A 26,930-nucleotide genomic window follows, 5' to 3' on the forward strand; every position below is an offset into this window, starting at 1 on the left:
TCTGTTTGATTTATTAAAAAAAACTTCAAAGAAATGGAAGCGTCATGAGTTATGCTCCCCTCAATCCATTGCACAAATTTTGCACCACAATAAAACCGATAACAGACTGAATACTATTCATTCTTCTTAATAACCCAACCCACTTGCCATCGGAACAACAATCAAATGATTTGACAGTTGATACCGACCAATATACATATAAATTCATCACTTTTTCGACCGACATAGTATACTGCACCTGCTGTTTCGGCTCACCTTTTATCATGTGTTCTCTGTTTATGAATAAAAAGCTGTTTCTTTCTTCTGGTTTAAAAACACTGAGTGTCTTGGCCATATCTATAGGCTTAACTGCTTGCGGTGATCGTTCATGGTGGACAGATGATGAGCCTAAGCTCAATGCTGAACAAATCGCACGCATCATTCCCGGACGCGTAAATGACCGCCGTTCATGGGCTGAAGATATTTATGACATTTCAGAGCAGTTTGGTATTCCGCAAAACAAAGAAAATATGTGTTCGATCATTGCCGTGGTTGATCAAGAGTCTAACTTTGTTGCAGATCCACAAGTTTATGGTTTAGGTGAAAAAGCGGTTAAAGAAGTCCAAGATCGCTTAGATGAAAAATTTAAAGATAAGCTCGGCGATGCCATTGGTGGCACCATTGCAGGCTATTTCCAACAGGTTTTAAAAGAGCAGCCAAGCCCTGAAGATAACTATTTAAGCCAAATGCGCCGCGTTAAAACAGAACGCGAACTGGATGAACTGTACCGTGAAATTTTTGACTATATGTCAAAGCACTATCACGTCAGTGCACTCACAGGTGCAGCCAAACTTGTCGGTCAGGACGTAGGCGAAAAAATGAACCCGATTACCACGTTGGGTTCAATGCAAGTGCATATCGGTTATGCCAAAGATAATAAACGTGAAGGTGGCAGCATGGCTGACCTACGTACAGACCTTTATAGCCAATATGGTGGTCTGTACTATGGCATTCACCGACTGATGATGTACCCTGCTGACTATGACAAACCGCTCTACCGTTTTGCCGACTATAACTCAGGTATGTACTCAAGTCGAAATGCAGCTTTCCAAAGTATGTTAAATGACTTAACTGAAGCTGAACTTGATTTAGACGGTGACTTGTTGCTTTATGGCAAAGATGGCTCACCTAAATCTGCAAAGAGTCAATCAGAACGTGAACTCATCAGCGTTTTCGCTCAGCACAATATTTTGGTTACTCCACGTCAAATTCGCTCTGACCTGAAAAAAGAGAAAGAGAAGAAATTTGAAGATACAGCAACCTATCGCGCTGTGGCTAAGCTTTATCAAGAAGTCACTAAAAAAGAACCTTTCTATGCCATGATGCCAGAAGTCGTCATTTCTGGTCCAAAGCTCAGCCGTGACTACAATACCAATTGGTTTGCCACTCGTGTCAATGGACGTTATCAAACATGCATGCAACGTGCAAAGCGCATAAAAATCTAGCCTTATTTGACTTTGATGGCACCTTGTATGACAAAGACAGTTTTACGGGGTTCATCTTCTACGTACATTCAAAACGACATATTGCCCTACAAGGCTTCAAAGTCCTGCCTTATATTCAAAGTTATTATTTAGGTTTTTATCCTGCCCATCATATGCGCTCTAAACTCTTCCATGCGATGTTTAAGCAAGCTGAAGTGAGCGAAATTGACGCTTATGCAAAACGCTATGCAGAACTTTTAATCAAAGGACTCAACCCAGCACTCTATAGCCAACTGAAGCAACACCAAAGTTTAGGTGATGATGTCGTTTTGGTCTCTGCCTCGATTGATATCTATTTAAAATATGTGTGTGAAATCCTCTCAATCGATCTGATCTGTACCCAAGTTGAACAAGACCAGCAACGCTATACAGGGCGTTATCTGACTGCGGACTGTAGTTGTGAGTACAAAGCTCAACGTATCCAAGAAAAATATGAGCTAGACAGTTACCATGCCGTTTATGCTTATGGAAACAGTATTGAAGATAAACAAATGCTGTCTTTGGCTGATTTTAGCTATTTGGTAGGGACAGATCTAAGTCTTCCCGACTTGTCAGAAACATCAAATCATCGCCAAATAAGCTAATTATTAAGAATAGATTAATAATTAGCCATATTAAATTTTTAAAAATATTTATTATTAAAATTCAGTGTGTTTTATTTACCAAAAAATATATTTATGATAAATTTTGCCTAATAAAAATATTTTGAGAACCATTCCACTTAAATTATAAAAAGGCATCAGTATGGAACAGTTATCTCCACCCAAGTATGTCAAAGGTCTTTCGATCAAATTCGGTGAAAGTCCCTTTGTATTATTGGCGCAGTTCGCTTTTAATGCTTCAAAACAAAAATGGTTAAAACACGAAATTGAACATGTGCTCAATATCGCCAAACAAGGTGATTACCATCATCTGGTAAAGACATTACGTCAATTTAGTAAATAACAAAAAAAGCCACTTCAAATGAAGTGGCTTTTTTACTTACTTTTTAAAGGGAAACGCATATTTCACAATACGTTTGATGACGCTACCATACTGTTTTACTAGACTGGCATTGTTATAGTTAATGCCATACTTTTCACACACCGCTTGTACTTTCGGTGCCATTTTACGGTAACGACGCGCAGGTACATCTGGATATAAGTGATGCTCAATTTGATGACTTAAGTGCCCTGTCAAAATATGGAATGCTTCTGAACCGGTTAAATTCGACGAACCACGAATTTGGCGCATGTACCAGTGACCACGGCTTTCATTTTCCAGTACTTTTTTCGGGAAAACTTCGACATCTTTGGTGAAGTGACCACAGAAAATTACACTAAATGTCCACATATTACGGATACCATTTGCAACCAAATTCCCTGTAAAGACAGGCAACGCCGCAGGTCCTGCAATGAGTGGGAAAAACACATAATCTTTAAACAATTGTTTACCAATTTTGCGCTGCATAGGTTTCCATTCGGCTAAAGTCTGCGCTTTGCTTTTACGCCCCTTGAAGTATTTGCCTAATTCCAAGTTTTGGATCGCAACGCCCCATTGGAACAACAAACAAAATGGAATGCTATAAATCGGTTGCAATAAAAAGCCCGGTTTCCAACGTTGTTCTGGGAATAATCGAAGCAGACCATAGCCAATGTCATCATCCATCCCTTTAATATTGGTATAGGTATGATGCTTGTAGTTATGAGTCTGACGCCAATTGTCTGCTGTACCTACGATGTCCCACTCATAGTTTTGACCATTAAACTTAGGGTCATTCATCCAGTCATATTGACCGTGCATCACGTTATGACCTAATTCCATGTTTTCCATGATTTTGGCAAAACTCAGTAAACCCGTGCCCAGCACCCATGCAGGTGGAAACCAACCTGCAAATAAACATGCACGACCTGCGATAGATGCATAACGCACCGCTGCATAGACTCGACGAATATATTGCGCATCTTTCTCGCCAATATCATCCAGTACTTCTTGCTTGATGGCATCTAGCTCACGTGCAAGTTCATCTAACTCAAATGTCGTTAACTCACGATTCTTCGGGTTTTTAAAATATTCAACTTTAACAGGCATATTCATTGTATTTATTCCCCTTATAAATCGACAATAAGATCGGTTTGTGCCGTATTGACACAGATTTTTAGAAAATTTCCAGGCTCAGAATTTTGTGCACCATTGACCAAGTTTTTGGTCGAACCTTCCACTTTGTTACAGGCACATTTATTACAGATTCCCATACGGCAGCCATGTTGAGGTTTCACATTTTGCTGTTCTAAACTTGCAAGAATGGATTGACCTTTTGGAATGCTTAAAATCTTTTTCGACTTTGTTAAGGTAATATTCACGAAACCAACATCATCATTTGCAAATGGACTCATGCTAAACGCTTCAGTTTTTAAGGTGTTGGCATGAGCAAAAAGCTGCTCAACCGTAGCCACAAAACCTGAAGGGCCGCATGCATATACCGTTGCATTTTCAATCTGATCCAGCCCAGACATATGGTTTTGATTTAAACGCTCACCTTCATCTGACTCTTGGGTATAAAACATGCTGAATGTGAAGTTTGAGTATTGCGCTGCCAACGGTTCAAAATATGCTTTGAAAGCTGCATCAGTATGCTTTTTCACCCAATACATCAAATGTACAGGCTGCTTTTTAAGCTTCCCTGTCTTCTCCAAACGTTTCAGTAAACTCAGCATGGGGGTAATACCACTGCCCGCTGCGAGTAAAATTAACTGTTGATCATTTACAGTCAATTGCATATCGCCATAAGGCTGGCCGAACTCTAAAACGTCGCCGATTTGAGCCTGCTCACAAAGCCAATGACTTGCCTTACCTTGGTCTACCATTTTTACATTCAGTAAGACATGTTGCGCATCAATCTGGGTCAAACTATAGGTACGTTCATAACGTACGCCTTGAACCACGACATATACAGGATGGTGCTGTCCCGCTTGCCCCATTTGAAAGTGACGGTTGGTTTGCAGCGTCAAACTCACCATATCGTGTGCAACTTGCTCTTTTTTTACCACTTTACCCAAAGCTTGGTGTATCGACCAAAGTGGGTTGATTTTTTGAAGCCAAAAGTTAGCTGTGTGTCGGTCTATAACACTCTCAGCATACTCAGTTAAAGGAGATTTAGTTTTTTCAAGGATCTGCATAGTAAAGGACCACGCCATAGATTTTGAATTATTATACACATGTATATATATTTGTATATATACTCTGATTGTTTCGTTTCGTTTCACAATGCCGACCAGTGGGGCTATAATGAACCGATTGATTTAATTGCTTGATAAATATGACACCGACCACCATTCAAACCCATACAACCAACACAGAGCATGAAGCTTCAAAAAAACATGCACCAGTGCTTGCACGTAGTGTTGGTCGAAAAGCAACGATTACAAAAGATGAACTGTTTCAAGCTGCTTTAAATTTGATTGGTCCTGAAAAAAGTATTGCATCCCTGAGCTTGCGTGAAGTCGCACGTGAAGCAGGCATTGCGCCGAATAGTTTTTATCGTCATTTTAAAGATACCGATGAACTTGCTATTGAGTTGATTGAACGTGCAGGTGTTGTGCTACGTCAAATTTTGCATGAAGCACGGATTAAGGCCATTCGCCAAGAAAGTATTATTCGTAGCTCAGTCGAAGTTTTTATTGAACAACTCGATGCGGATGATGGCAACTTAAGCCTGCTATTACGCGAAGCATATACGGGTTCAGCATCTTATAAAAATGCGGTCGAAAGACAGTTGAATTATTTCCAGCAAGAGCTCAAAGACGATTTAATTCGTTTAGAACGTTTAAATAATAGCAAACTCTTCCACCCTGAATTGGTGTCCATGGCAATCACCCAATTGGTTTTCAATATGGGTGCCAAAGTGATTGATATGCCAAGTGTAGAGCGTAAAAAAATGGCTGAACAAACCATGATCATGATTCGCATGATTTTGGAAGGTTCACGCCATTTGGATGAAGCGATGATTCGCTAATCTGTGATTACACCCAACAGATTCGCTGAAATATCTTCTTATTTGTTTCCCTGTTGCTCTTTAATGAGCTGTTGCACAAATTCTGCGGTCTGTTTCGGTTGTTCTAGCGGAAACATATGCCCGCCTTCAAGCACGCTATAGTCAATCGCATAGGTTTTTTTCATCCCTTGGGGTAAACCTTGTTTATAGAAATGGCTATCTTTTGCAGTCAACACGGCTTTGTTGCACAAACCTATCTGTAAAGGGTTTTTCAGCGATATAATTTTCAAATGAAGAAGCCTACACACAAAATCTACCGCACAACCAATTGGCCCGCATATAACCGAGCACTCATGAGTCGCGGAAATATTGCCATTTGGTTTGATCCTGCTACGCAATGGTATGCGCCATCAAAAGGCAAACAAGGGCGAAATCAAACCTACTCTGACGCAGCCATCCAATGCTGCTTAATGATTAAATCCTTATTCCGTCTGTCTTTACGTATGGTCACTGGCTTTGTGCAAAGTCTGATTAAACTTTGCGGATTAAATTGGATAGCTCCAGATTACACCACGCTTTGTAGAAGACAAAAGCATATTGATATTGTAATCAGCTACCAAAAAAGTAGCGATGGGCTGCATCTACTCATGGACTCTACAGGCATGAAGTTTCTAGGTGAGGGCGAATGGAAACGCAAGAAACATGGACCTGAATATCGTCGCCAATGGCGTAAACTTCATATTGGTATAGATGCTAAAACCCTACAAATACGAGCAGTTCAGCTTACAACCAATAATGTCAGTGATTCACAGGTGCTTGGTGATTTACTTAATCAGATTCCACAAGATGAGCAGATTAACTCTGTTTATACCGATGGAGCTTATGACACCAAGCAATGCCGTCAGGTCATTGCAGATCGGCAAGCGCATGCGGTGATTCCACCTAGAAAAAATGCGAAACCATGGAAAGATACAAAGAGTAGCTCGCTAGAGCGAAATGAATTACTTCGAACAATTAAACGTTTAGGCAGGACACTATGGAAAAAATGGTCAGGCTATCATCGGCGAAGTTTGGTTGAAACTAAGATGCATTGCATCAAATTATTAGGAGATAAACTCAGCGCAAGGAGTTTTGATAGCCAAGTGAATGAAATCCATGCACGTGTAGCAGTCCTTAACAGATTTACGGAATTAGGTCGACCACTTACCCAAGTTACGCCTTAAATTTAGCTCAATTAGGGGCGCTTTGCATTTCAAATCTTTGTGCAACAAAGCCAGTCAACACATGAATCGGCATATCAGGTGCTTTGCGTGGGGTACGCCACCACCATGCAGGCACAGTCCTGAAGATCTCAGCTTCAGTCTGTTTGGGAATGGTTAGCGTCACCCCATTTCGAGTCGAATCACTTTTTAAACCACACGCTATAAAGTCCGCAAAACACTGTTCATCAAAGTCTTTAAAAATACGATTCGGTCTGAGCGCCTGACTGGCCTGCTCAATACTTTCCCAATGATCACGCCGTTTGACGGTCACCGCAGCTGGGGTAAGTTTTTCAATGGACTTTGATCCCAGCTTTTGTAACGCTTCAAATAAAAAGGCTTTTGAACCGATCACAAACGGTGGGTCCATGATAATCACTTGCGAAAACAACTGTGGTTTTTTATAGGCCGCCATAAGTGTGAGTAAAGAGCCAAAAGAATGCCCTAAACCAATCACTTGTTGCCGTGGAAACTGCTGTTCAATATCTGAAATAACTTGATCCACCAACGCTTCCCAACGGTATTCCACGGGATAGCGCGGATCTAGACCAATCATCGGGATCGCTTTGACATCAAAATCTTGATTTAAAAACTGGAAAAATTTTTGATAGCTGCCCGAGGGAATGCCGTTTGCATGGGTAAAGTGTAAGGCTGATTTGCTCATGTCATTCAAATCTATTTTTATAGCATCTTTACCATAATCGTTTTTTAATCTAAACGAAATGGCGCAGGATGAATCCTAAGTCATGGACTTTGATCACTTCGGCCAATTTTAAAAATATTCCGTGATAGATCTGAGATCACTTTGCAGAAACAGTTAGATTTTGATTGCCTAAGAAAGTAGCGCCACAGTTGGTTTTGTCTCCGGCAATCACCACAGCACGCCCCAAGACCGTTGTACTCTGATCTGCTGCAATCGCAGAAACCACCATTCGACACTTTGGACAAAAGTGCTTCATTCCATTTAAATGCACAGCAATACCATTGATCACAAAACTATTTTCACACTCAGTGACTATGCCACCATGTGTTGTTTTTGAACCCATTGTTACTAGAGCTTTAGACATAATTTATTGTTCGATACATTAGAGTTTTAATGGCGAAAATTCTAGCATAAGCAAGCGCTTAAAATTTCAATGAATTACTTTTCAAATACAACTTAGACATCCCTTTTTTAAAATTCATTAAAAAAGCACCCGAAGGTGCTTTTCATACAGCAATTCCAATTATGGTTTAACCACAACCATCACTTGAATTGCTTCTGGTGTGACCGATAGGCCATCTAGCAAACCGAGGCCTTCTTTTTGCAATTTTTGTAGGCGTGAAATTTCATCTTCACGAATACTCGGATTAAACTGCTTTAAGTAAGTCAGGCGGTCAATTTCGTATTGCCACTTACTGCCGTAGACTTCTTTCGCTTGTTGCACAAAGCTCGGTAAAGCCGCACGTGCAAGCTCTAAAGCTTGTACATAACGCTGTTCAATCACTTCACGGCGTGCTTTCACGACTTGACGACAGCTATTACCATCCAAATGATGCAAGTACGGTTTTAAGATTTCAGGCGCAATTTTCTGCGACAGGTCTTGACCCTTTTCACTCAACAAAACGCGAACTAGCTGCTGCGGTAAGCTTGAAGGCAAATTCAATGCTTTCGGTGCAACTACATCGACCTTAAACCACACTTCTAACAACACAGAACCTTGTGGTAAAGCCGCTGACTTCAACACTGCAACGTTGGTACTACCAAAACCTTGAGTGTTGATCATTTCCATCACACTTTCAGTAAATGGATGTTCAAGGGTTAAATACTGAGCATCTTCACGTATCTGAGCTTGATCGCGATAGAAGGTTGCAGTCATGCCTTCTTCGTCCAAGGTTAAACCTTGAACTTGCATTTGATCGGTTGGTTTAATGATGACTGTACCATTGCTTTGTTCGTCAAAATCAATGTTTGTCGACGCCATAAAACGCTTCATAAACATTGGCAAAGTGGTGTTGTCATCATAAGACTCAAGCGCTTGTACAATTTCTTGCGCCACAATTGGACGACAAGAGTTGTATTCAAGCAAACGGTCGCGACCTGATTGTAACTCTGCTTCTAAGGCTTCGCGTTGCACGCTAACTGCTTCGAGTAAGTCATCAAACTGCTGACCTTGATCTGTCAGTAAACAATCTTTCAATTCAACAATAAAGTTTTCTTGTAAAGTTTGCGCAGTTGGCGAGATATTACTGAAAATATTCAAGGCTTCGTTATACCAACGGAACATACGTTCTTGCGCTGTACCAATTAGATACGGCACATGAATTTGAATCCGGTTTTCTTGACCAATACGGTCTAAACGACCAATACGTTGTTCAAGTACATCTGGGTTCGCAGGCAAATCAAATAAAATCAAATCTGATGCAAACTGGAAGTTACGACCTTCAGAACCAATTTCAGAGCACAGTAAAATTTGTGCACCATAAGATTCTTCAGCAAAGTAGGCCGACGCTTGGTCACGCTCAAGTAAACTCATGCCTTCATGGAACATAGCGGTACGAATACCCGCATGTAAACGGAGTACATTTTCAAGCGCTTCAACTACTGGACCACTACGTGCAATCAACAACACTTTTTTGTGTTTTAAATCTGTACGTAGTTTTTCCATGAGCCACATGACACGCGGGTCAGCTTCCATCCACGCACCGTCAAGCTGTGCTTCTTCTGGCCACATTTGTTCACGCAATTTACCATCTTTAGACCAGTTTTCTGGTGCAGGCAAAGGTGCAGGCTGACAGTCACGACCTGGGAAACCTTGAATGGCCTCACGGGTGTTACGGAACAAAATACGCCCTGTACCATGACGGTCTAAAAGCTCATGAATGGCACGGAAACGTTGTTCGGGTGCATCTTCAATGCGATGCCCTAGCAAACCCTCCAATGCAGCCAAATGCCCTTCTTCAAGTGGCATATCTGACATCAGTACTTCAGCAATTTTTGCAGTTTGTTGATACTGGGTTTCTTCATCCAAGAAACGATCCAGCGAACTAAAACGCTGCGGGTCAAGTAAACGTAAACGCGCAAAGTGACTTTCCACACCCAGCTGTTCTGGGGTTGCCGTTAACAGTAAAACACCCGGTGTTTTTTCTGCTAGCTCTTCGATCAAGTCATAGCGGTCATTGCCACCGTCTTCTTCATTCCACATCAAGTGATGTGCTTCATCGACCACCAACAGATCGAAACCAGCTTCTAGGGCTTGTTCACGCAAGTCATCATGGTCAATCATCAAATCGATTGACGCAATAATGCATTGTTCAGTCAGGAATGGATTCAGTTCAGGGTCATGTTCTTTGATTGAAGCCGTACGGGTTAAATCAAATAATGAGAAGTTCAAATTGAAACGACGACGCATTTCAATCATCCACTGATATTGCAGTGAATCGGGTACCAAAATTAGGATGCGTTCTGAACGGCCCGTTTTAAGCTGTTGATGGATGATTAATCCAGCTTCAATGGTTTTACCTAAGCCCACTTCATCGGCTAAAAGGACACGGGGAGCAAAACGCTGACCCACTTCGTGTGCAATATACAACTGATGAGGAATCAAACCGACACGTGAACCGACCATGCCACGTAAAGGGCTCGACTTCATATTGGCTTGCATCAGCATTGCTTCAATACGTAAGTCGTACCATTCTTTATAGTCAATTTGGCTTGCCAATAAGCGATCAAGCGGTTTAGACAGCTGAATTTGAGCGCCAATGCGAGTCTCATTCAGTGATTTACGTTCTTCCGTACTATCTTCTAAGCGACGAACAACATTATAACGCACCACACCATGACGGTCTTCATGTGATTCAACCGTCCACTTGGTGCCTTCTTGATCTTGTAATTCATCGTTCACGTTAAAAATGATACGTGATAAAGGTGCATTATTCCGTGCATATACACGTGTTTCATCACTTTTAGGGAATAAGATGCTGACAGATCGCTCATCTACATCAATAAGAACTCCTAGACCGAGTTCCGTTTCAGTATCTGATAACCAACGTTGACCAATAGCAAACTGCTGCAATTTTTCCACCTTCATCTACAAGTTAGGACTGCAAATTTAATGCTCAAACATTGTTTGATATTTGAGCAAAATTATACACCTTTAAGCAATATATTTTGACATAAAGCTCACTAAAAAAGTGAGCAAATTTGATGATTCCACGTACTTAAAATGGTACTGGACAAATAAATTCGATACGTTCATTGGTTTGGGGATGATGAAAACTCAAACGCTCTGCGTGTAAACACAAACGCGGCATCAAATCTTGCTGGTCAGGCGCAGCATAGAGCGTATCTCCCACGATAGGATGACCTAAAAACTGCATATGTACACGAAGTTGATGTGAACGCCCTGTAATGGGGGTGAGCGCCACACGAGTCACGGGCTGACCCTGTATTTCAAAATGTTCAATGGCTTTCCACTCCGTCAAAGCAGGCTTGTTATGACTGGGCTCTGCAATATGTAACGGTGGACGGGATGGATCATAAATCACAGGCACATCAACAGTGCCCTGACCATCTAAATGACCAGCCACAATCGCTTGATATGTTTTATCGGTTTGACGTTCTTGAAACTGACGAGAAATGGATTTTTGTCCCCAACGGCTGAGACCAAAAACCAAGATACCCGAGGTATCGCGATCAAGACGGTGGATCAGTAGTGTTTTAGGTTCTAGTTTGACTAAACGATTGATCATACAATCTTGTAAGTCTTCTGTCTTCCCCGGAACGGTGAGTATACCTGCAGGCTTATGGATGACCATAAAATCTTCATCCCGATGAATCAGGTGTTTGGTTAGAAAATTACTCAAGGTTCCATTCCAAGCTGATCGCGAAAACAAGCGGGCAATAATAAAAAGCTTAAGCCAGAAATACAATGCAAAAATCGTTTTTTTAATCATGAACCGATATTGATTGCATTATTTAACGTCAAACGCCGAATCACAGTCCGTATCGATAAGCGAGACATAGAGATATCACTCTATTATGACAAACGATTTCGAAATAACCACGCAGCCAAAGGCAAGGTAATTATGGCTAATATTAACATTGGTACAAAGTCCCATTTCACTTGCGCAAAACTCGCACCTTCCAAATACACCCGTTGTACCAAGTCTATGCCAAAGCGTAGCGGGTTGGCATAAGTCAGCCAATTCAACACTTCTGGCATATTTTGTACAGGAGTTAGTAAACCAGATAAAAGTGTCAAAGGCATGATCAAAAAGAAAGTATACAGCATGGCTTGTTGCATATTCAGTGCAATCGCTGAAATCGACAGTCCCACACCCACAACGGCAATGTTAAAGGCAAACAATCCAAAATAAAGTAAGGTCAAGGAGCCATTCATCGGGATCTGGAACCAGAACAGAATAATTGCCAAAATGATGGAAGATTGAACAACCCCAATAATAATCGGCGGAATGGCCTTCCCAATCATAATCTGCGTCGGGGTATAAGGTGTAACCAAAAGCTGATCAAAAGTCCCTTGTTCACGCTCGCGTGCTACTGAGAGTGCCGAAAGTAACAGTGTCTGCATCATACTTAAAGTTGCAATCAGAGATGGCATGATGCCCCATCTCGACTCGACATTCGGGTTATACCATGTCCGCGCTTGTACCGTGATCGCGGAGTTGGATCCCAAACGTTCTTGATTCACCAGCCCTACTACATTACTGATATAAGAACCCGCCATACTTGCGGTCGATGAGTTTCTCCCATCTAGAATCACTTGAATCGGCGAAGGCTCTTGATTATTGAGCTTATCCTCAAAATTAGCAGGAATGGTGATAACCGCCAAGGCTGTTCGATCATTAATAACCTGTTGAATTTGTTGATTATTCTGCAAATCTTCTGTTCGTTTAAAAATTCCTGAACCATCTAAATGTGCTAAAACTTGTTGTGAGCTTTGGCTTCGGCTTTGATCCAACACAGCATAATCAACATGATTGACATCATAACTTGCGGCATAACCAAACAAGACCGCTTGGATAAATACAGGTGCGATTAAGGTCACCCGATTTGCAGGATCGGCTAAAATGGCTAAAAACTCTTTTCGGATCAGCACCCAAAGATAACGAAACCAGCGCATTAACGTTGTCATAACACCATTTTTCCTTTCGCTAGCCCAAACGCTTTTTCAGTGTACGTGCGGTCATTACTGTGAATAGCACGATATAGATCAGTAAAATGCCACATTCTTTGAACCATAAAGACCAATCATCACCACCGAGTAATAATGTTTTAATCAAAGTCATATAGTGCGTTGCCGGTAAAACATTGCTGACGATTTGCACAATTAGCGGTAGGTTTCGTGTGTCGAACACAAAACCTGAAAGCATCAAAGCGGGCATGAAGCTGGCAAGCAGTGCCATCTGACTGGCTTGAAACTGACTTTTTGATAGGCCTGAAATCATCAGCCCCAACAGTAACGACACCATTAAATATAAAAAAGAAGCGCTCATGACAGAGAGCAGTGATGCGCGAATGGGTACATCAAACAGAACATGTGCTGCAACTAAGCACATCACAATATCGATCATCCCAATCACGATATAGGGCGCCAGTTTTGAAAGTACAATTTCTAGAGGACGTACGGGCGTAACATATAATGCTTCTAAAGTGCCACGCTCGCGCTCACGTGCAATCAGCAAACCTGTTAAAAATGCTCCGACTAAAGTCAAAATCAAGACAATTAAACCCGGTACTAAAAACCACGTACTATTTGCGGACTCGTTAAACCACATACGTTGTTCAACCGTGATGACGCTACCCACCGAAGCTGCATTTGTTCGGTCTGCTTGTATCAAACTGGCGGTATTGAGCGCACTGGTAATATAGCCCTGCAAGGCCGAAGCAATACTGGTCGAACGGCCATTGGTAATGACCTGAACAACACCCACTCCCTTTGTATATTGCTCCGCAAAGTTGCTGGGTATATTGACGATGGCATCAATTTCAGCCTTGCCCATTGCGGCTTCAGCTTGGCTAAAGCTTGGATAGTGCTTGACGGTAATGTATCTAGAACCGTTTAAGCCACTCATCAGTTGCTGACTCTGTGGCGTGGGTTGTTGCTCCACCACCCCGACTCGTCCGTTGGTTAAATCGAAAGACAGTCCATAACCAAACAGCAAAATTAAAATAATCGGTAAAATGAAACCGATCGCCATACTACTTTTATCACGAAGCAGCTGTTTGGATTCTTTACGTGTCAAAGCAAACAGTCGTGTCCAGAAAGCTGAGAAATGATTCATCTGACGCTCCTCAGTGAGCCTGTATGTCCGCACGGGACTGTTCAACGATGGCAATAAAAGCGCTATTCATATCGTTTACACCCTCTAACTGCGCCATCCCACGAATCTGTTGAGGTGTGCCAATCGCCAACAATTTCCCTGCATCTTGAATCGCAATCCGATCACAATATTCAGCTTCTTCCATAAAGTGTGTGGTCACAATAATGGTCATGCCTTGATTTGCCAGCTCCCCAATGGTGTACCAAAAAGAGCGCCTTGCTAACGGATCAATACCACTGGTCGGTTCATCTAAAAATACAATTTCAGGCTGATGTAACAGTGCTGCTGCCATCGACAAACGCTGTTTAAAACCATTTGGTAGATCAGCACTTTTAGCATGTGGCTTAAGTTCAAACTGAAGCAACGCTTTATCAATTTGCTGCTTTAACTGTTTGCCCGATAAGCCATAAGCGCCACCAAAAAAATTTAAGTTATCCAGTACACTCAAATTGCCATACAGGGCAAACTTCTGCGATACATAACCAATTTTTGCCCTTGCCTGAGCACGAGCTGTGCGCAAATTCATGCCTGCCACTTCCAACACACCACTGCTGGCGGGCAGCAAACCACAAAGCATACGAAACGTTGTGGTCTTACCTGCACCATTAGGGCCAAGTAAACCAAAAATTTCGCCTCGAGATACATCAAACGAGGTACTGGCCACGGCGGTAAAATCACCAAAGATGCGTACCAAATCCTTCACCACAATCACAGGTTTTTCGAGCTGCTGTTTTACATTCTGCTCTGTTTTCACTTGTGGTGGATCAGAGTTTTCGATCAAAGTTATTGAAGGGTCTAAAGCTAAATTTTCCTGCGCCAATACCGTTTTTTGAGTATGCTTCGCCTCATGTAAAAGCAACATAAATGCATCTTCCAACTCTGCTGGCCTCTGTTCCGCAACAACGCCTTTGGGCAAAAGATCTGCTGGGAGTGATGGGCTTTCAGTTCGAGTAATAAAACGCACTACATTGCCTTTGGGAACTGCATCGGCAATATAATGTTGATGATCAAGTAAATGTGCTTGTAATACCCGTGCCTTCATGTTGGGACTGGGTTTTACTTGCCATGTTTGTCCCTGTGCCTGAGCCGTCAGTTCATCGGGTGTACCTTGCTTTAAGACTTGCCCATCCAACATGACATAAACCTGATGACAGCGTTCAGCTTCATCCATATACGCAGTACTGAGGATGACACTTAAGTTCTCCTCCCTCACCAACTGTTCAATGATGATCCACAAATCACGGCGTGAGAGTGGATCGACACCGACACTTGGCTCATCCAACAGCAATAGTTCAGGTGAACGGACTAAAGTGCAGGCCAAACCTAACTTCTGCTTCATGCCTCCAGAGAGTTTTCCTGCGGGACGTTCAGTAAAGCGCGCCAAGTCGGTAATCTTGAGCAAACGTGCAAAACGTTCCTTGCGAACGTCCATTGGCACGCCATGCAAATCCGCATACAAGTCTAAATTTTCTTGAATACTGAGGTCTTCGTACAAACCAAACTTTTGCGGCATGTAGCTGATACGATCTTGCACAGATTGTGGATCTTTGGCGACATCCATTCCTAAGACTTTTAAGCTTCCAGTGGTTGGCTTATATAAACCTGCGATCAATCTTAAAAATGTGGTTTTACCAGCACCATCAGGCCCGACCAAAGCCGTCAGTTTTCCTGTTTTGATCTGCATATTTATGCCTTGCAAAGCCTGCACATCATCTAAACCTTTTTGTTCTGCTTTAAAGGTTTTGTTTAAATCCGTGGCAATTACAATGCTCTCTACTGACATCGACATACTCCCCTGCCCTAAGGATTGTTCGTGGCAGTTGGACGCGATGATTTGGCTATGTGCACCGTCACAGGTTGTCCCATTTTCAACTGGTCATTCGGGTCATCGACATAAATACGGACTTCATAAACCAAAGTTGTGCGAATATCTTCGGTCTGTACCGTTTTCGGGGTAAATTCTGCGACAGATGAGATATAACCAATTTTTCCTGTGATGGGCTGATTCGGTTGTGAGTCACGAATGACTTGTGCTGCTGCGCCCATGTTGATATATCCAAGATCCGTTTCACTGGCATAAACACGCACCCATTTAGGATGGATCAGGGCAATGGTATAGACGGACTTGTTTGAAGTCGTCATGTCGCCAACTTCTTGTAAACGTGCACGAATTACACCATTCACAGGCGCCAGCAACTTACTTTGAGTAATTTGGTAATCAATCAAATCAAGATTGGCCTTGGTCGATTCATATTGTGCTTTAGCCGCTTCACGATCTTCTGTGCGCGCACCTTTCAAAAGTAGCTCTAGGTTGGCTTTGGTTTCACCTACAGCCGCTTCTGCCATTTTCATATTGCTTTTTGCAGCATCAACCTCTTGCTTACTCACCGCTTGACCCGCAGTACTCCGATTTAAGACATTTAAACGTTGGTATTGTTTATCGGCATTTTCAAACTGGGCTTGGGCAGACTGCACTTTCGCTTTCGCTTGGGTAATCTCTTCAGGTCGATTGCCCGCAGCTTGCTCATTTAAGGTTTGCTGTTGAACGTGTAGCTGTGCTTGGGCTTGCTGTGCTTGTATAGTCAGCGATTCGGTATTTAGTTCGGCAAGAACCTGACCTTTTTGAACGCGATCACCTTCTTGAACAGCCAATCTTTGAATACGTCCAGCCGTTTCAAATGCCAGCGAGACTTGTCGAATATCGACATTGCCATATAACACCAGATGATCGGGATCGGCTTTGTCTCGACTGAACCACAACAATGCAGCCGCTACTGCAATGAGCAACACCCCAACCAACAGTATGAACTTACTTTTGTTCATGTACACCAAACCTTCGCTTAGTTTTAATACAAGTTTAAATTTAATTTAAACTATAACAATTCAATTAAGAAAGATATACTTCAAGTCTAAATTTTGATGCAGAGTAAATAATGTCTAGAGCTGGACGTAGTGATGGTGATTTAACCAAATCGAAAATTTTGGATGCTGCTGGCCGCCTAATTGCTCAGGATGGTTTTGCAAAAACCACGAGTAAAGCAATTGCCAAGCTGGCCGAAGTCGATTTGGCTGCCATTAACTATCACTTCGATGGTCGTGATGGCTTATATCGTGCCGTACTTGCCGAAGCACATACGCATTATATTGATGAACAAGAACTCTTGACCTTACTTAACAGCTCTAAAACGCCCACTGAAAAACTAGAAGCTTTTTTTGAAAGCCTAATCGGCAAACTGGTTGAAACCGATGTCTGGCATAGCAAAGTGTTTGTTCGTGAACTTTTTTCACCGACCACCCACCTATACACGTTTATGCAAAATGATGGTGCGCGAAAGTTTCTTTTGGTCAAAAAAATTATTAGCCAAGTTTCAGGTATTGATGAAAATCACCCTGCACTTTTGCCTTGTGTACTCAGCACAGTTGCACCCTGTATGATGCTGATTTTGGCAGATGCAAATGGTCCAAGCCCAGTTAAAAATGTCTCCAAGCTTGAACCTGCGCTTTTGGTCAAACATCTCATGACCTTTTCAGTCGCAGGTTTACAAGCCGCTAAACAACTTTATCTTTGATAAACCAACTGTCCTTGCTTATAGGTTGCAAGAACTTTGATGTCTTTGATCTTAGACGGATCAATTGTGATTGGATTGTCACTTAAAACTACAAAGTCACCGTATTTCCCAGTACTTAATGTGCCTTTGATGTCTTCTTCGAAATACTGATATGCAGCCCAGTCCGTCATCGTTTTAAGTGCGATATACGGGCTGACTTTTTGTGCCTCACCCAAAACTTTGCCTGTTCGCGTGATGCGATTAACGGTTGCATCCAGCACCATCATGCTTTTCGGTGGGATAACAGGAGCATCATGATGCTCGGTGAAAATCATGCCTTTTCTTAAAGCTGAACCCGTCGGTGAGATGTGTTCAGCACGCTTTTCACCTAAGGTTTGTGCTACATGCCAGTCGCCCCAGTAGTAGGTATGCAAAGAAAAAAATGAGGGAATCAAATGAAGCTGTTTCGCCCGATCCAGTTGATCCTCTCGCATAGTTTGCGCATGAATAATCACATCTCGTCGCTGTGAGGCATCATATTTCTTTTGTGCATTGGCAATCACATTGAGGTATTGATCAATCGCGGCATCACCATTGGCATGTGCCAAAATGGGCCAATGTTGTTGAAAAGCCAAATCAAGCATGTGCTGGACTGTTTTTTGCTCTGGAAATGCAGGATAGCCACGATAGTTCTTATCTTTCCCTTCAGGCGGAACCACATAGGGTTCAGTTAACCATGCTGTTTTACCTTGGGGTGAACCATCTAAGCTAATTTTCACGCCACCAATTCTAAAGTGATTGACATAGTTTTTGCTTACTCCTTTTTCAAGCATATATGCCTGTTCTGAACTGATATCAGGATAAGAGACGACATCAATCGCTAATTTGTTTTGATTAGCCAAACTGCGCCAAAGTTCTGAAGTACCACGATCAGCTCGTCCTTCTTGTACCGTGGTGTAACCATTTTTCATATAGGTCTGTACCGCAGTCAACGCCATCTGCTGCATCATTTCAGGTGGGACCATTTTAAGCGCCTGTAGCATGGCTTCAATCACAACACTTTCTTCCAGTACACCATTTGGAATATTTGTCCCGACTACTCGTCGAATCACACCACCACTGGGGTTGCTACTTTTTTCATTAATGCCTAACAACTCTAGCGCTTTGTGATTCACAGAGGCCAAATGTCCAGACTGATGCAAAATCAGTACAGGTTGAGTCGTTGAAATCTGATCTAAATCTGTGGCTGTTGGATGAGCTTTCTCTTGTAGCTGGGCATCATCATAACCATTGCCAATAATCCAGCCAGAAGTGGCTTGGACAAAGGTTGGATTTTGCTTCGCCCACGCCTTCATTTCTTGGATAAGTGTGGCAATACTCACCACCTTGCCATCTGGCGGCAGATATAAATTTGCCACAGTTTGCTGCATACCGACAGAGTTTAAATGACTATGGGCATCGATGATGCCAGGGATGACGGTCTTGTTATTCAAGTTTAAGCGTTTCGCCTGTGGCGCAAGCTTTTCAGCCTCAGACAATGTGCCTGTATAACGGATCTTTCCATCTTGAATTAACATGGCATCGACATAGCTGGGCTGCATGCCTTGCATGGTTAAAATGGGGCCACCATAGACCAATAAGGCATTTTGCGACTGTTGTTGTGTGTTTGAAGTGGTGCTAGACAGACTGGTTGCACAACCACTCATCATTACCACAGTGGAAGAAAGTAGAGCCGTGAGTGCAAAAGAAACCTTATTAAAAAGCATGGGTTAAACACCTCATATTGCTAAATATTATATTTTGCTCCGTACGAGCATTCGTTATAGGTATAAAACTTTAAATACAACACATCATCACTCTACCTTAGCACTTTAAGCCGGCTCTTGTCAGGCAGAATAAGGTGCTCAATATTCAACAGATTATTGCAATAACTTTAAGATGTGTTGCAAACGGACATTGTCTATATTTTCTTTATACACTGCATAAATCGGCGCAATGCAAGGGTTATTGGCCTTGAGCATTTTATAAACAATCTGCTTATTCCAAAAGTCACGGATGGCCTCAGGTACGATGGATAAACCAATCCCCGCAGCAATCAAGTTTAAGCTTGAAGTTAAACGTGGCGCTTCTTGTACAATTTTGGGACTAAATCCAGCTTGGTAACAACTGGCCAAAATATTATCGAATAAATCTTGTCCAGCTAAACGTCGGTATAACACAAAATCATGCGGTTCAAGATCCAGCAAGTGAATCGGTTCGGCTTGTTCAGCCAAAGGATGATTGTTGGGTAAAGCCACAATGAGTGGTTCATCTAATACATGTAGACTGGTTAAACCAAGGCCAATGGGTGCGGGTTTACGTAAGAACACAATGTCATTTTTTTCATTACTAATGGAATCTATCAGCGAGCTACTGCCATCTTCTTCCAGATGGATTGAAACACGTGGAAAAGTTTCCCGAAAGTTACGCAGCAAGGTAGGTAAAAAAGGATGTAAGCCAACCGAGTTGGTAAAGCCAATATTAATCTGACCTTCGACCCCCAAAGAAATATCCTGCACACGTTTAGGAATTAACTGTGCATGCGCCAATATCGCAAGGGCTTCTTTGTATAAAACCTTGCCCGCTTCTGTCACCTCAACACCACGCGGCAAACGCTTTAGCAGTTGAGTATTCAACTCTTCTTCCAAGCTTTTGATAATCCGTGTCAACGGTGGTTGTTGCATATTCAAACGAACAGCTGCATGCGAAATATTACTTTCTTCTACCACTGCAACAAATGCTCTGAGTTTATGGATATCGATCATGTCTGCCCTATTAAACATACTTTTTCAGTATATATAACGTCAAAAATAGCATTTTTCAACATATCTCTACAGGTTCATACTAGGCACATTCCACAAAAGGCGAAAGACATGAACCCTGAAGTGCTCCCTGCTGAACAAATAACCCATCCAACTTCACGGGAATTATTTGCAGGCTTTATGAAGCTGGGACTCATGGGCTTTGGTGGCGTATTGCCACTTGCACATCAAATGGTTGTAGAAGACCAAAAATGGCTCAACACGGAAGAGTTCACGCACTTATTGGGTGTCTGTCAAATCCTCCCTGGAGGAAACATCATTAATATGGCCGTTGCCATTGGTTATGAGTTTCAGGGGGTTAAAGGTGCGATTAGTGCCGTTCTCGGGTTAATTTTTGCACCGACGGTGATTGTGATTTTACTGTATCAGCTCTATAGCCAATTTCAAAGTATCCCCGTGATTCAGCACATGATACAGGGACTGGCAGCGGCAGCAGCAGGTTTACTATTTGCGATGGGGCTAAAAATGCTGAAACCCATTCTGAAAAGTTACCTCACGATCTTTACCATTGCGCTGACCATTGTCTTTATGCTGATCATTAAGATTCCCTTGGCATTAACGTTACTGATCTTAGTGAGCATCAATGTCGCAGTCTTAAGCTTGAAAAAAAGAGGAAAAAACGCATGATTTTACTCACCTTAGCTATCGTTTTTACCCAGCTTTCTATACTGGCCTTTGGTGGTGGCAATGCCATTTTGCCAGAAATGCAGCATCAAGTGGTTGAAGTGCATCGTTGGCTTACTGCCACAGAGTTCAGCACCATGTTTGCCATGGCTCAAGCGGCTCCGGGCCCCAATATGATGATTGTGCCACTGGTCGGTTGGCATGTGGCTGGACCTGCTGGACTGTTCGTGACTTCATTGGCAAAGTTTGGGCCCTCTTCTATACTGACTGTATTTGCACTCAAGTTTTGGAATCAGTTTAAGGATCATCCGCTACGTAGCATGTTTGAAAAAGCACTGAAACCAATTACTGTCGGCTTGGTTTTGGTCAGTGCCTATATTATTGCCGCAGCATCTGCTCAGAACTGGTTACTTATCGCGATCGTTATCGTGGCAACGGGGTTAAGCTTAGTGAAAAAAATTCATCCACTATGGGTCATGCTCTTTGGAGCAATGTCAGGCGCACTTTTTTTATAAACAGTCTGTTTATTATAATCAGTATCCAATAACACATACTTTCTGTTTCACCGTTACTTTCAAATGGCTTTGTTGCACAAACATTCAAAAGCTAAACTTCTTCCAAGTTATCTAAATTTAAGTGGCAACTTGGGTGTGAGGTCGGCCTAAATCTGTAAATTTATTTAATACGGCCACACGTGCATGAATCTCATTGACTTGGCTTTGAAAGTTTCTCGCACGGAGTTTATCGCCTAATAATTTGATGCAATGCATCTTAGTTTCAACCAAACTTCGCCGATGATAGCCTGACCAATTTTTCCATATTGTTCTTCCTAAACGTTTAACTGTTCGAAGTAATTCATTTCGCTCTAGCGAGCTGGTCTTTGTATCTTTACAAGGTTTCGCATTTTTTCTTGGCGGAATCACCGCATGTGCTTGTCGGTCTGCAATTACTTGACGGCATTGCTTGGTGTCATAAGCCCCATCAGTATAGACAGAGTCAATCTGCTCATCTTGTGGAATCTGATCGAGTAAATCACCAAGCACTTGTGAATCACTCACATTATTTGTAGTGAGTTGAATAGCGCGTATTTGAAGGGTTTCAGCATCTATACCAATATGAAGTTTACGCCATTGGCGACGATATTCAGGTTGGTGTTTCTTACGCTTCCATTCACCTTCGCCTAGAAACTTTAAGCCAGTAGAATCGACGAGTAGCTGGAGACCATTACTGCTTTTTTGATAGTTAATTGCAATATCAATATGCTTTTGTCTTCTGCAGATGGTGGAATAGTCTGGTGCTGTCCAATCTAATCTACAAAGATGAATGAGACTTTGCACAAAGCCAGTGACCATGCGTAAAGAAAGACGAAATAAGGATTTGATCATTAAACAGCATTGGATGGCTGTATCTGAATAAGTTTGATTTCGACCATGTTTACCTTTGGGTTGAGCGTACCATTGCGTCTTGGGATCAAACCAAATTGAGAGATTTCCTCGATTTATTAATGCACTGTTATAAGAAGACCAATTGGTTGTACGATAGATTTTAGGTGTGGGCTTATTCATTTGAGAATTATATTGTGGAATAAGCCTTTAGAGATAGGTTTGTGCAACAAAGCCTATAAAAGTTAATTAAAATATCTATTTAGTAAATATTGTAATTCATGGTTACATAAAAAGTTATGTGCTTATCAAAACTAAATATTTATGTGTCCTATTCCTTAGAAATAAAATTCACCTGATCAATGACAAGTTCTTTTAATTCCTTTTAGGCACTCTCGACAGACTAAGATTTCATCACCATCAATCGTATAATCGATTTCAGGCGTGCCGTGAAAACCAATTAAACATCTCAATAATTTGATCATGACTTTTCTCTATTAAAAAAAAAACCTCCTTAGCATAGGAGGTTGACTACAGCTTATAGTCCAGAAGTGTAGTATATAGACAATTACACAAATTCAATTTGCGGAATATTACATTAAATTACTATATTTTGTGTTTTACATCACAAAATACAAAGAGAAATTGTCTTAATAATTAAAAATAAAGTCCTTTCAATTCAGCTCTAAATTTAGTCCGACCCTTTTCATTAACTATCGTAATTTCAACATTGGAATCTTTGAAATGGCCTTTAATATATTCCAAAGCACCAACCTCCAAATATCTTGTTTGTACTTCAAAGTTAAATGGGTTACTGACTTCAAAAATACCTACCTTTATTTGTTGCTCTAAATATATAGCCTTAACACACATAGGTGTTGATACTCCCATAAGTTAAGCCTCACATTAATGGTCAGACCAACTTTAACATATGAGAATTTTTAATTCATACACACCTTAAATACTAGGGCTTGTTGAGAATTAACAAAGGCTACTGATTAATTTATAATAGTACTATGGATAGATACATACTTACTGATGCCCAATGGGCAAAAATGGAACCTTTTTGCCTAGGTAAAGTGACCGATCGAGGTCGTAGTGGAAAAGATAATCGATTATTTTTAGAAGCAGTCCTATGGATTGCCCGTACAGGCAGTCCATGGCGTGATCTACCTCCTCATTTTGGTAAATGGAATACCGTCTTTAAAAGATACCGTGATTGGGTGAAAGCTGGTGTATTTGAAACTATTTTTGCATCTGTAAATGAAGATGTTGATTTGGAATACGCCATGATTGATGGAACGATTGTTAAAGTTCATCGACATGGGCAAGGTGCAAAAGGGGGACTTTCAAACAGTCTATAGGTAAATCTCGAGGTGGAATGACCTGTAAAATTCTTGTCTTAGTGGATAGTCTAGGCAACCTTATTAAATTTCGATTAATGCCTGGTCAATATCACGATTTAGTAGAAACCAAACCTTTAATTGAAGATGTTGATTTTCAAGCATTACTGGCTGATAAAGCATTTGATGCAGATTGGCTCATCCAAGAACTCAATGAACGTAAAGTGAAAGTGGTGATCCCACCTAAATCTAATCGAAAAGTAATGAGAGCATTTGATACGATTATGTATAAATGGCGTCATCTCATTGAAAACTATTTCTGTAAGTTAAAAGAATTTAAACGTATAGCGATGCGTAGTTGTAAAACAGATACGAGTTTTGAAGCCATGATTCAATTGTGCGCGAGTTTAATTAACTCTCGGTAATTCTCAACAGACCCTAATTCTTAATCAAAGGTGGCTATTTATTTAGCTAAATGGATTAATTGAGCATTATTTAGGCATCAATACTATTACGAATAAAGTTAATCCACCATTAAAAACCCCACCAATAGGCCATATTGAGTGGGGTTTCATTTGTCATAAGACGTTCATCTATTTACTTAATATCTTTTACTTTAAGGCAATCTCGGCAAACCTCTAACTCACCATCTTTACAATGATGAATTTCCACTACGCCATGTAGTCCGAATAAGCATTTCAATAATTGAAACATTCAATATCACTCTCAGTTAATATCCATGTGCATCGAATATTTAGGGAAAAAAACCTGCACCTTGGGGAAGGTGCAGGCAGAAAACTGATATTAACTATTCATGGAGAAGCTAATACCGAGCATTCTAGTCGGATTTATGTGAATTGTCTTGTAACTATTGGTAATACTATGTAAGTTTGGATTAATATAAAACTTTAAGAAATTGAGGTATTAAAAAAGCCCATCAGAAATGGCTTTGTTGCACAAACCTATCTCTAAAGGCTTATTCCACAATATAATTCTCAAATGAATAAGCCCACACCTAAAATCTATCGTACAACCAATTGGTCTTCTTATAACAGTGCATTAATAAATCGAGGAAATCTCTCAATTTGGTTTGATCCCAAGACGCAATGGTACGCTCAACCCAAAGGTAAACATGGTCGAAATCAAACTTATTCAGATACAGCCATCCAATGCTGTTTAATGATCAAATCCTTATTTCGTCTTTCTTTACGCATGGTCACTGGCTTTGTGCAAAGTCTCATTCATCTTTGTAGATTAGATTGGACAGCACCAGACTATTCCACCATCTGCAGAAGACAAAAGCATATTGATATTGCAATTAACTATCAAAAAAGCAGTAATGGTCTCCAGCTACTCGTCGATTCTACTGGCTTAAAGTTTCTAGGCGAAGGTGAATGGAAGCGTAAGAAACACCAACCTGAATATCGTCGCCAATGGCGTAAACTTCATATTGGTATAGATGCTGAAACCCTTCAAATACGCGCTATTCAACTCACTACAAATAATGTGAGTGATTCACAAGTGCTTGGTGATTTACTCGATCAGATTCCACAAGATGAGCAGATTGACTCTGTCTATACTGATGGGGCTTATGACACCAAGCAATGCCGTCAAGTAATTGCAGACCGACAAGCACATGCGGTGATTCCGCCAAGAAAAAATGCGAAACCTTGTAAAGATACAAAGACCAGCTCGCTAGAGCGAAATGAATTACTTCGAACAGTTAAACGTTTAGGAAGAACAATATGGAAAAATTGGTCAGGCTATCATCGGCGAAGTTTGGTTGAAACTAAGATGCATTGCATCAAATTATTAGGCGATAAACTCCGTGCGAGAAACTTTCAAAGCCAAGTCAATGAGATTCATGCACGTGTGGCCGTATTAAATAAATTTACAGATTTAGGCCGACCTCACACCCAAGTTGCCACTTAAATTTAGATAACTTGGAAGAAGTTTAGCTTTTGAATGTTTGTGCAACAAAGCCATTCAGATATATTGGGATTTTTTAATAGTTTATGATGAAAAAAGAATAGATGCCCAACTAGTTATTGATTTAGTTACCGTTAGTCATCGTTTTTAAGTTTAAATGGGCGAGTTTTCCACATTGGGGAATTACGCCATTCCCCGAAAACAAAAAGCCCACTTTTTAAGTGGACTTTAATATGTTGATATTTCAACGAATTTTGGTAGGTATATCCAGACTCGAACTGGAGACCTCTACGATGTCAACGTAGTATCTTTATAGAAAAAACAATAGCTTATTTTAATATGGGATAATCTTGGTCTAAACGTGACTTTATCCACAAGCCTTTGAATTCTTGTGTACGCTGATTATAACATCTATTTTGAAATAAAAAAGTGAGTGTGTAAAAATGAAAACACGGCAACAAAGACACATTTAGAGGGCTTTTTTAATTCACACACTGCACACAAACGGTGACATGCACTTTTGTCGAAATCGAATGTGCTGTGCAACCCGATAAGAGGATGCACAGCAATAAAAGATTAATTATCTTGAGCAGCATATTTCAAATTATCCGCTACACGATTAGTCCAGCCTTTGCCGTATGTCGACCATGTTGAAAGTGATGTATAAAACCTTAACCGCTCAGCAGTCAAAGTTAGAATCACGTCATTTAGGTCTTGAGCATTCACGGCTTCCATGGTTTTAGGACCAATGATACCGTCAGCAGTTACACCTACCGCTTGTTGCAGCTCTATTACTGCCCGCTTCTTTCCTGCATTAATTGCGAAATCCCACAACTGGAACGTGATAGCGGAATGTAGACCATTACCGCCTAATTTATCCCACCAGTCTTTTTTGTAGATTTCCTTGGCTTGAGCAATCGTAAGATTTTTAATATCCAAATTGGGGTAGGTGTTTGCAGCGATGCCGTACTTGGTGCCTTTTAATATGCCTACTCCAACCTTGCCACCAGTCCAGTTGCCAGGATCGCGCCGATCTGTACTATAGCCACCTTCATGACCAATTAACCTTCGGAATGCTTCATCAAAAGTGATTGAATCCACTGGCAGTTTTGCAAAGCCTAAAATAGTCGGCTCGGGATGTAGTTCAGGTTGATATTTCTTTTTG

The 26,930-nt window shown here is 41.2% G+C and carries 23 protein-coding genes and 3 pseudogenes; 10 read left to right on the forward strand and 16 right to left on the reverse strand.

What is annotated here, in order from left to right; genetic code table 11:
• Window positions 1-278: 278 nt before the first annotated feature.
• The 3 genes from AC4CU2_RS09570 to AC4CU2_RS09580 all read left to right on the forward strand — a co-directional run bounded on the left by AC4CU2_RS09570 (window position 279) and on the right by AC4CU2_RS09580 (window position 2,468).
• On the forward strand, window positions 279-1,484 hold the full coding sequence (locus AC4CU2_RS09570) for a DUF1615 family protein (RefSeq protein WP_004980175.1): 1,206 nt from the start codon (window positions 279-281) through the stop codon (window positions 1,482-1,484).
• On the forward strand, window positions 1,451-2,107 hold the full coding sequence (locus tag AC4CU2_RS09575; protein WP_176537769.1) for an HAD-IB family hydrolase: 657 nt from the start codon (window positions 1,451-1,453) through the stop codon (window positions 2,105-2,107). The genes AC4CU2_RS09570 and AC4CU2_RS09575 overlap by 34 nt, the downstream gene beginning before the upstream one ends.
• Before the next feature lie 160 nt (window positions 2,108-2,267).
• Window positions 2,268-2,468, forward strand: coding sequence for a hypothetical protein (locus AC4CU2_RS09580; protein WP_004693524.1), 201 nt, complete (start codon window positions 2,268-2,270; stop codon window positions 2,466-2,468).
• 36 nt (window positions 2,469-2,504) lie between these two features.
• Here the strand turns inward: AC4CU2_RS09580 and AC4CU2_RS09585 are convergent, their stop codons facing one another.
• Complete coding sequence (locus AC4CU2_RS09585; RefSeq protein ID WP_078389684.1) at window positions 2,505-3,599, reverse strand: fatty acid desaturase family protein; 1,095 nt, start codon at window positions 3,597-3,599, stop codon at window positions 2,505-2,507.
• A gap of 14 nt (window positions 3,600-3,613) precedes the next feature.
• Window positions 3,614-4,681, reverse strand: coding sequence for a ferredoxin reductase (locus AC4CU2_RS09590; RefSeq protein WP_490768720.1), 1,068 nt, complete (start codon window positions 4,679-4,681; stop codon window positions 3,614-3,616).
• A 140-nt stretch (window positions 4,682-4,821) separates the two neighbouring features.
• On the opposite strand from AC4CU2_RS09590, the gene fabR reads away from it, so the two are divergent.
• On the forward strand, window positions 4,822-5,517 hold the full coding sequence (fabR, locus tag AC4CU2_RS09595) for an HTH-type transcriptional repressor FabR (RefSeq protein WP_004693528.1): 696 nt from the start codon (window positions 4,822-4,824) through the stop codon (window positions 5,515-5,517).
• Window positions 5,518-5,555: 38 nt separating this feature from the next.
• Here the strand turns inward: fabR and AC4CU2_RS09600 are convergent.
• A pseudogene (locus AC4CU2_RS09600) lies at window positions 5,556-5,732 on the reverse strand (alpha/beta hydrolase); the annotation flags it as partial.
• Window positions 5,733-5,786: 54 nt separating this feature from the next.
• Between AC4CU2_RS09600 and AC4CU2_RS09605 the strand changes: the two are divergent.
• Window positions 5,787-6,719, forward strand: coding sequence for an IS5-like element ISAba12 family transposase (locus AC4CU2_RS09605; protein WP_063454701.1), 933 nt, complete (start codon window positions 5,787-5,789; stop codon window positions 6,717-6,719).
• 52 nt (window positions 6,720-6,771) lie between these two features.
• Here AC4CU2_RS09605 and AC4CU2_RS09610 read toward each other — a convergent pair.
• The 8 genes and pseudogenes from AC4CU2_RS09610 to AC4CU2_RS09645 all read right to left on the reverse strand — a co-directional run.
• Window positions 6,772-7,419, reverse strand: a pseudogene (locus AC4CU2_RS09610) (alpha/beta fold hydrolase); the annotation flags it as partial.
• Window positions 7,420-7,555: 136 nt separating this feature from the next.
• Window positions 7,556-7,822, reverse strand: coding sequence for a PAAR domain-containing protein (locus AC4CU2_RS09615; RefSeq protein WP_005399638.1), 267 nt, complete (start codon window positions 7,820-7,822; stop codon window positions 7,556-7,558).
• 159 nt (window positions 7,823-7,981) lie between these two features.
• Complete coding sequence (gene rapA / locus AC4CU2_RS09620; protein ID WP_058869470.1) at window positions 7,982-10,819, reverse strand: RNA polymerase-associated protein RapA; 2,838 nt, start codon at window positions 10,817-10,819, stop codon at window positions 7,982-7,984.
• A gap of 136 nt (window positions 10,820-10,955) precedes the next feature.
• Window positions 10,956-11,600, reverse strand: a complete 645-nt coding sequence (locus tag AC4CU2_RS09625) for an RluA family pseudouridine synthase (protein WP_490768721.1) — start codon at window positions 11,598-11,600, stop codon at window positions 10,956-10,958.
• 173 nt (window positions 11,601-11,773) lie between these two features.
• Window positions 11,774-12,889 (reverse strand): ABC transporter permease, encoded by a 1,116-nt coding sequence (locus AC4CU2_RS09630; protein ID WP_490768722.1) that lies wholly within the window; start codon window positions 12,887-12,889, stop codon window positions 11,774-11,776.
• 19 nt (window positions 12,890-12,908) lie between these two features.
• On the reverse strand, window positions 12,909-14,039 hold the full coding sequence (locus AC4CU2_RS09635) for an ABC transporter permease (RefSeq protein ID WP_490768723.1): 1,131 nt from the start codon (window positions 14,037-14,039) through the stop codon (window positions 12,909-12,911).
• 10 nt (window positions 14,040-14,049) lie between these two features.
• Window positions 14,050-15,861: an ATP-binding cassette domain-containing protein gene (locus tag AC4CU2_RS09640; RefSeq protein WP_490768724.1), complete on the reverse strand. Its 1,812-nt coding sequence runs from the start codon at window positions 15,859-15,861 to the stop codon at window positions 14,050-14,052.
• 17 nt (window positions 15,862-15,878) lie between these two features.
• Window positions 15,879-16,901, reverse strand: a complete 1,023-nt coding sequence (locus AC4CU2_RS09645) for an HlyD family secretion protein (protein WP_286407603.1) — start codon at window positions 16,899-16,901, stop codon at window positions 15,879-15,881.
• 110 nt (window positions 16,902-17,011) lie between these two features.
• On the opposite strand from AC4CU2_RS09645, the gene AC4CU2_RS09650 reads away from it, so the two are divergent.
• Window positions 17,012-17,647: a TetR/AcrR family transcriptional regulator gene (locus tag AC4CU2_RS09650; RefSeq protein WP_178896313.1), complete on the forward strand. Its 636-nt coding sequence runs from the start codon at window positions 17,012-17,014 to the stop codon at window positions 17,645-17,647.
• Here AC4CU2_RS09650 and AC4CU2_RS09655 read toward each other — a convergent pair.
• Together AC4CU2_RS09655 and AC4CU2_RS09660 are read right to left on the reverse strand one after the other, a co-directional pair.
• Window positions 17,638-19,392, reverse strand: coding sequence for an amidohydrolase (locus AC4CU2_RS09655; protein WP_490768725.1), 1,755 nt, complete (start codon window positions 19,390-19,392; stop codon window positions 17,638-17,640). The genes AC4CU2_RS09650 and AC4CU2_RS09655 overlap by 10 nt on opposite strands.
• A 153-nt stretch (window positions 19,393-19,545) precedes the next feature.
• Window positions 19,546-20,430: a LysR family transcriptional regulator gene (locus AC4CU2_RS09660; RefSeq protein ID WP_490768726.1), complete on the reverse strand. Its 885-nt coding sequence runs from the start codon at window positions 20,428-20,430 to the stop codon at window positions 19,546-19,548.
• A 108-nt stretch (window positions 20,431-20,538) separates the two neighbouring features.
• Here AC4CU2_RS09660 and AC4CU2_RS09665 point away from each other — a divergent pair, with 108 nt between their 5' ends.
• Both AC4CU2_RS09665 and AC4CU2_RS09670 read left to right on the forward strand, forming a co-directional pair.
• The gene (locus AC4CU2_RS09665; RefSeq protein WP_490768727.1) at window positions 20,539-21,114 is read left to right on the forward strand and encodes a chromate transporter; all 576 of its coding nucleotides are present in this window, start codon (window positions 20,539-20,541) and stop codon (window positions 21,112-21,114) included.
• Window positions 21,111-21,626 (forward strand): chromate transporter, encoded by a 516-nt coding sequence (locus AC4CU2_RS09670; RefSeq protein WP_183174450.1) that lies wholly within the window; start codon window positions 21,111-21,113, stop codon window positions 21,624-21,626. Before AC4CU2_RS09665 ends, AC4CU2_RS09670 begins: the two co-directional genes overlap by 4 nt.
• Before the next feature lie 117 nt (window positions 21,627-21,743).
• Here the strand turns inward: AC4CU2_RS09670 and AC4CU2_RS09675 are convergent, their stop codons facing one another.
• Window positions 21,744-22,676, reverse strand: coding sequence for an IS5-like element ISAha1 family transposase (locus AC4CU2_RS09675; protein ID WP_234951019.1), 933 nt, complete (start codon window positions 22,674-22,676; stop codon window positions 21,744-21,746).
• Window positions 22,677-23,150: 474 nt separating this feature from the next.
• Window positions 23,151-23,384: a hypothetical protein gene (locus tag AC4CU2_RS09680; RefSeq protein ID WP_339400846.1), complete on the reverse strand. Its 234-nt coding sequence runs from the start codon at window positions 23,382-23,384 to the stop codon at window positions 23,151-23,153.
• Window positions 23,385-23,509: 125 nt separating this feature from the next.
• Here AC4CU2_RS09680 and AC4CU2_RS09685 point away from each other — a divergent pair.
• Both AC4CU2_RS09685 and AC4CU2_RS09690 read left to right on the forward strand, forming a co-directional pair.
• Window positions 23,510-24,261, forward strand: a pseudogene (locus AC4CU2_RS09685) (IS5 family transposase).
• A 574-nt stretch (window positions 24,262-24,835) separates the two neighbouring features.
• Entirely contained in the window at window positions 24,836-25,768 is a 933-nt protein-coding gene (locus tag AC4CU2_RS09690; protein ID WP_234951019.1) for an IS5-like element ISAha1 family transposase, read from the forward strand.
• Window positions 25,769-26,341: 573 nt separating this feature from the next.
• Here AC4CU2_RS09690 and AC4CU2_RS09695 read toward each other — a convergent pair.
• A complete protein-coding gene (locus AC4CU2_RS09695) occupies window positions 26,342-26,857 on the reverse strand; it encodes a glycoside hydrolase family 108 protein (RefSeq protein WP_490769226.1) in 516 nt (171 codons plus the stop codon).
• Window positions 26,858-26,930 lie beyond the last annotated feature (73 nt).

It is taken from the genome of Acinetobacter sp. 797_lipA, assembly GCF_058243025.1.

What these genes read in the sequence shown, in the direction of transcription:
- AC4CU2_RS09570 (WP_004980175.1), top strand. Translation starts at nt 279, where the DNA reads ATGAATAAAAAGCTGTTTCTTTCTTCTGGTTTAAAAACACTGAGTGTC.
- AC4CU2_RS09575 (WP_176537769.1), top strand. Translation starts at nt 1,451, where the DNA reads ATGCATGCAACGTGCAAAGCGCATAAAAATCTAGCCTTATTTGACTTT.
- AC4CU2_RS09580 (WP_004693524.1), top strand. Translation starts at nt 2,268, where the DNA reads ATGGAACAGTTATCTCCACCCAAGTATGTCAAAGGTCTTTCGATCAAA.
- AC4CU2_RS09585 (WP_078389684.1), bottom strand. Translation starts at nt 3,599, where the DNA reads ATGAATATGCCTGTTAAAGTTGAATATTTTAAAAACCCGAAGAATCGT.
- AC4CU2_RS09590 (WP_490768720.1), bottom strand. Translation starts at nt 4,681, where the DNA reads ATGCAGATCCTTGAAAAAACTAAATCTCCTTTAACTGAGTATGCTGAG.
- fabR (WP_004693528.1), top strand. Translation starts at nt 4,822, where the DNA reads ATGACACCGACCACCATTCAAACCCATACAACCAACACAGAGCATGAA.
- AC4CU2_RS09605 (WP_063454701.1), top strand. Translation starts at nt 5,787, where the DNA reads ATGAAGAAGCCTACACACAAAATCTACCGCACAACCAATTGGCCCGCA.
- AC4CU2_RS09615 (WP_005399638.1), bottom strand. Translation starts at nt 7,822, where the DNA reads ATGTCTAAAGCTCTAGTAACAATGGGTTCAAAAACAACACATGGTGGC.
- AC4CU2_RS09630 (WP_490768722.1), bottom strand. Translation starts at nt 12,889, where the DNA reads ATGACAACGTTAATGCGCTGGTTTCGTTATCTTTGGGTGCTGATCCGA.
- AC4CU2_RS09635 (WP_490768723.1), bottom strand. Translation starts at nt 14,039, where the DNA reads ATGAATCATTTCTCAGCTTTCTGGACACGACTGTTTGCTTTGACACGT.
- AC4CU2_RS09640 (WP_490768724.1), bottom strand. Translation starts at nt 15,861, where the DNA reads ATGTCAGTAGAGAGCATTGTAATTGCCACGGATTTAAACAAAACCTTT.
- AC4CU2_RS09645 (WP_286407603.1), bottom strand. Translation starts at nt 16,901, where the DNA reads ATGAACAAAAGTAAGTTCATACTGTTGGTTGGGGTGTTGCTCATTGCA.
- AC4CU2_RS09650 (WP_178896313.1), top strand. Translation starts at nt 17,012, where the DNA reads ATGTCTAGAGCTGGACGTAGTGATGGTGATTTAACCAAATCGAAAATT.
- AC4CU2_RS09655 (WP_490768725.1), bottom strand. Translation starts at nt 19,392, where the DNA reads ATGCTTTTTAATAAGGTTTCTTTTGCACTCACGGCTCTACTTTCTTCC.
- AC4CU2_RS09660 (WP_490768726.1), bottom strand. Translation starts at nt 20,430, where the DNA reads ATGATCGATATCCATAAACTCAGAGCATTTGTTGCAGTGGTAGAAGAA.
- AC4CU2_RS09665 (WP_490768727.1), top strand. Translation starts at nt 20,539, where the DNA reads ATGAACCCTGAAGTGCTCCCTGCTGAACAAATAACCCATCCAACTTCA.
- AC4CU2_RS09670 (WP_183174450.1), top strand. Translation starts at nt 21,111, where the DNA reads ATGATTTTACTCACCTTAGCTATCGTTTTTACCCAGCTTTCTATACTG.
- AC4CU2_RS09675 (WP_234951019.1), bottom strand. Translation starts at nt 22,676, where the DNA reads ATGAATAAGCCCACACCTAAAATCTATCGTACAACCAATTGGTCTTCT.
- AC4CU2_RS09680 (WP_339400846.1), bottom strand. Translation starts at nt 23,384, where the DNA reads ATGGGAGTATCAACACCTATGTGTGTTAAGGCTATATATTTAGAGCAA.
- AC4CU2_RS09690 (WP_234951019.1), top strand. Translation starts at nt 24,836, where the DNA reads ATGAATAAGCCCACACCTAAAATCTATCGTACAACCAATTGGTCTTCT.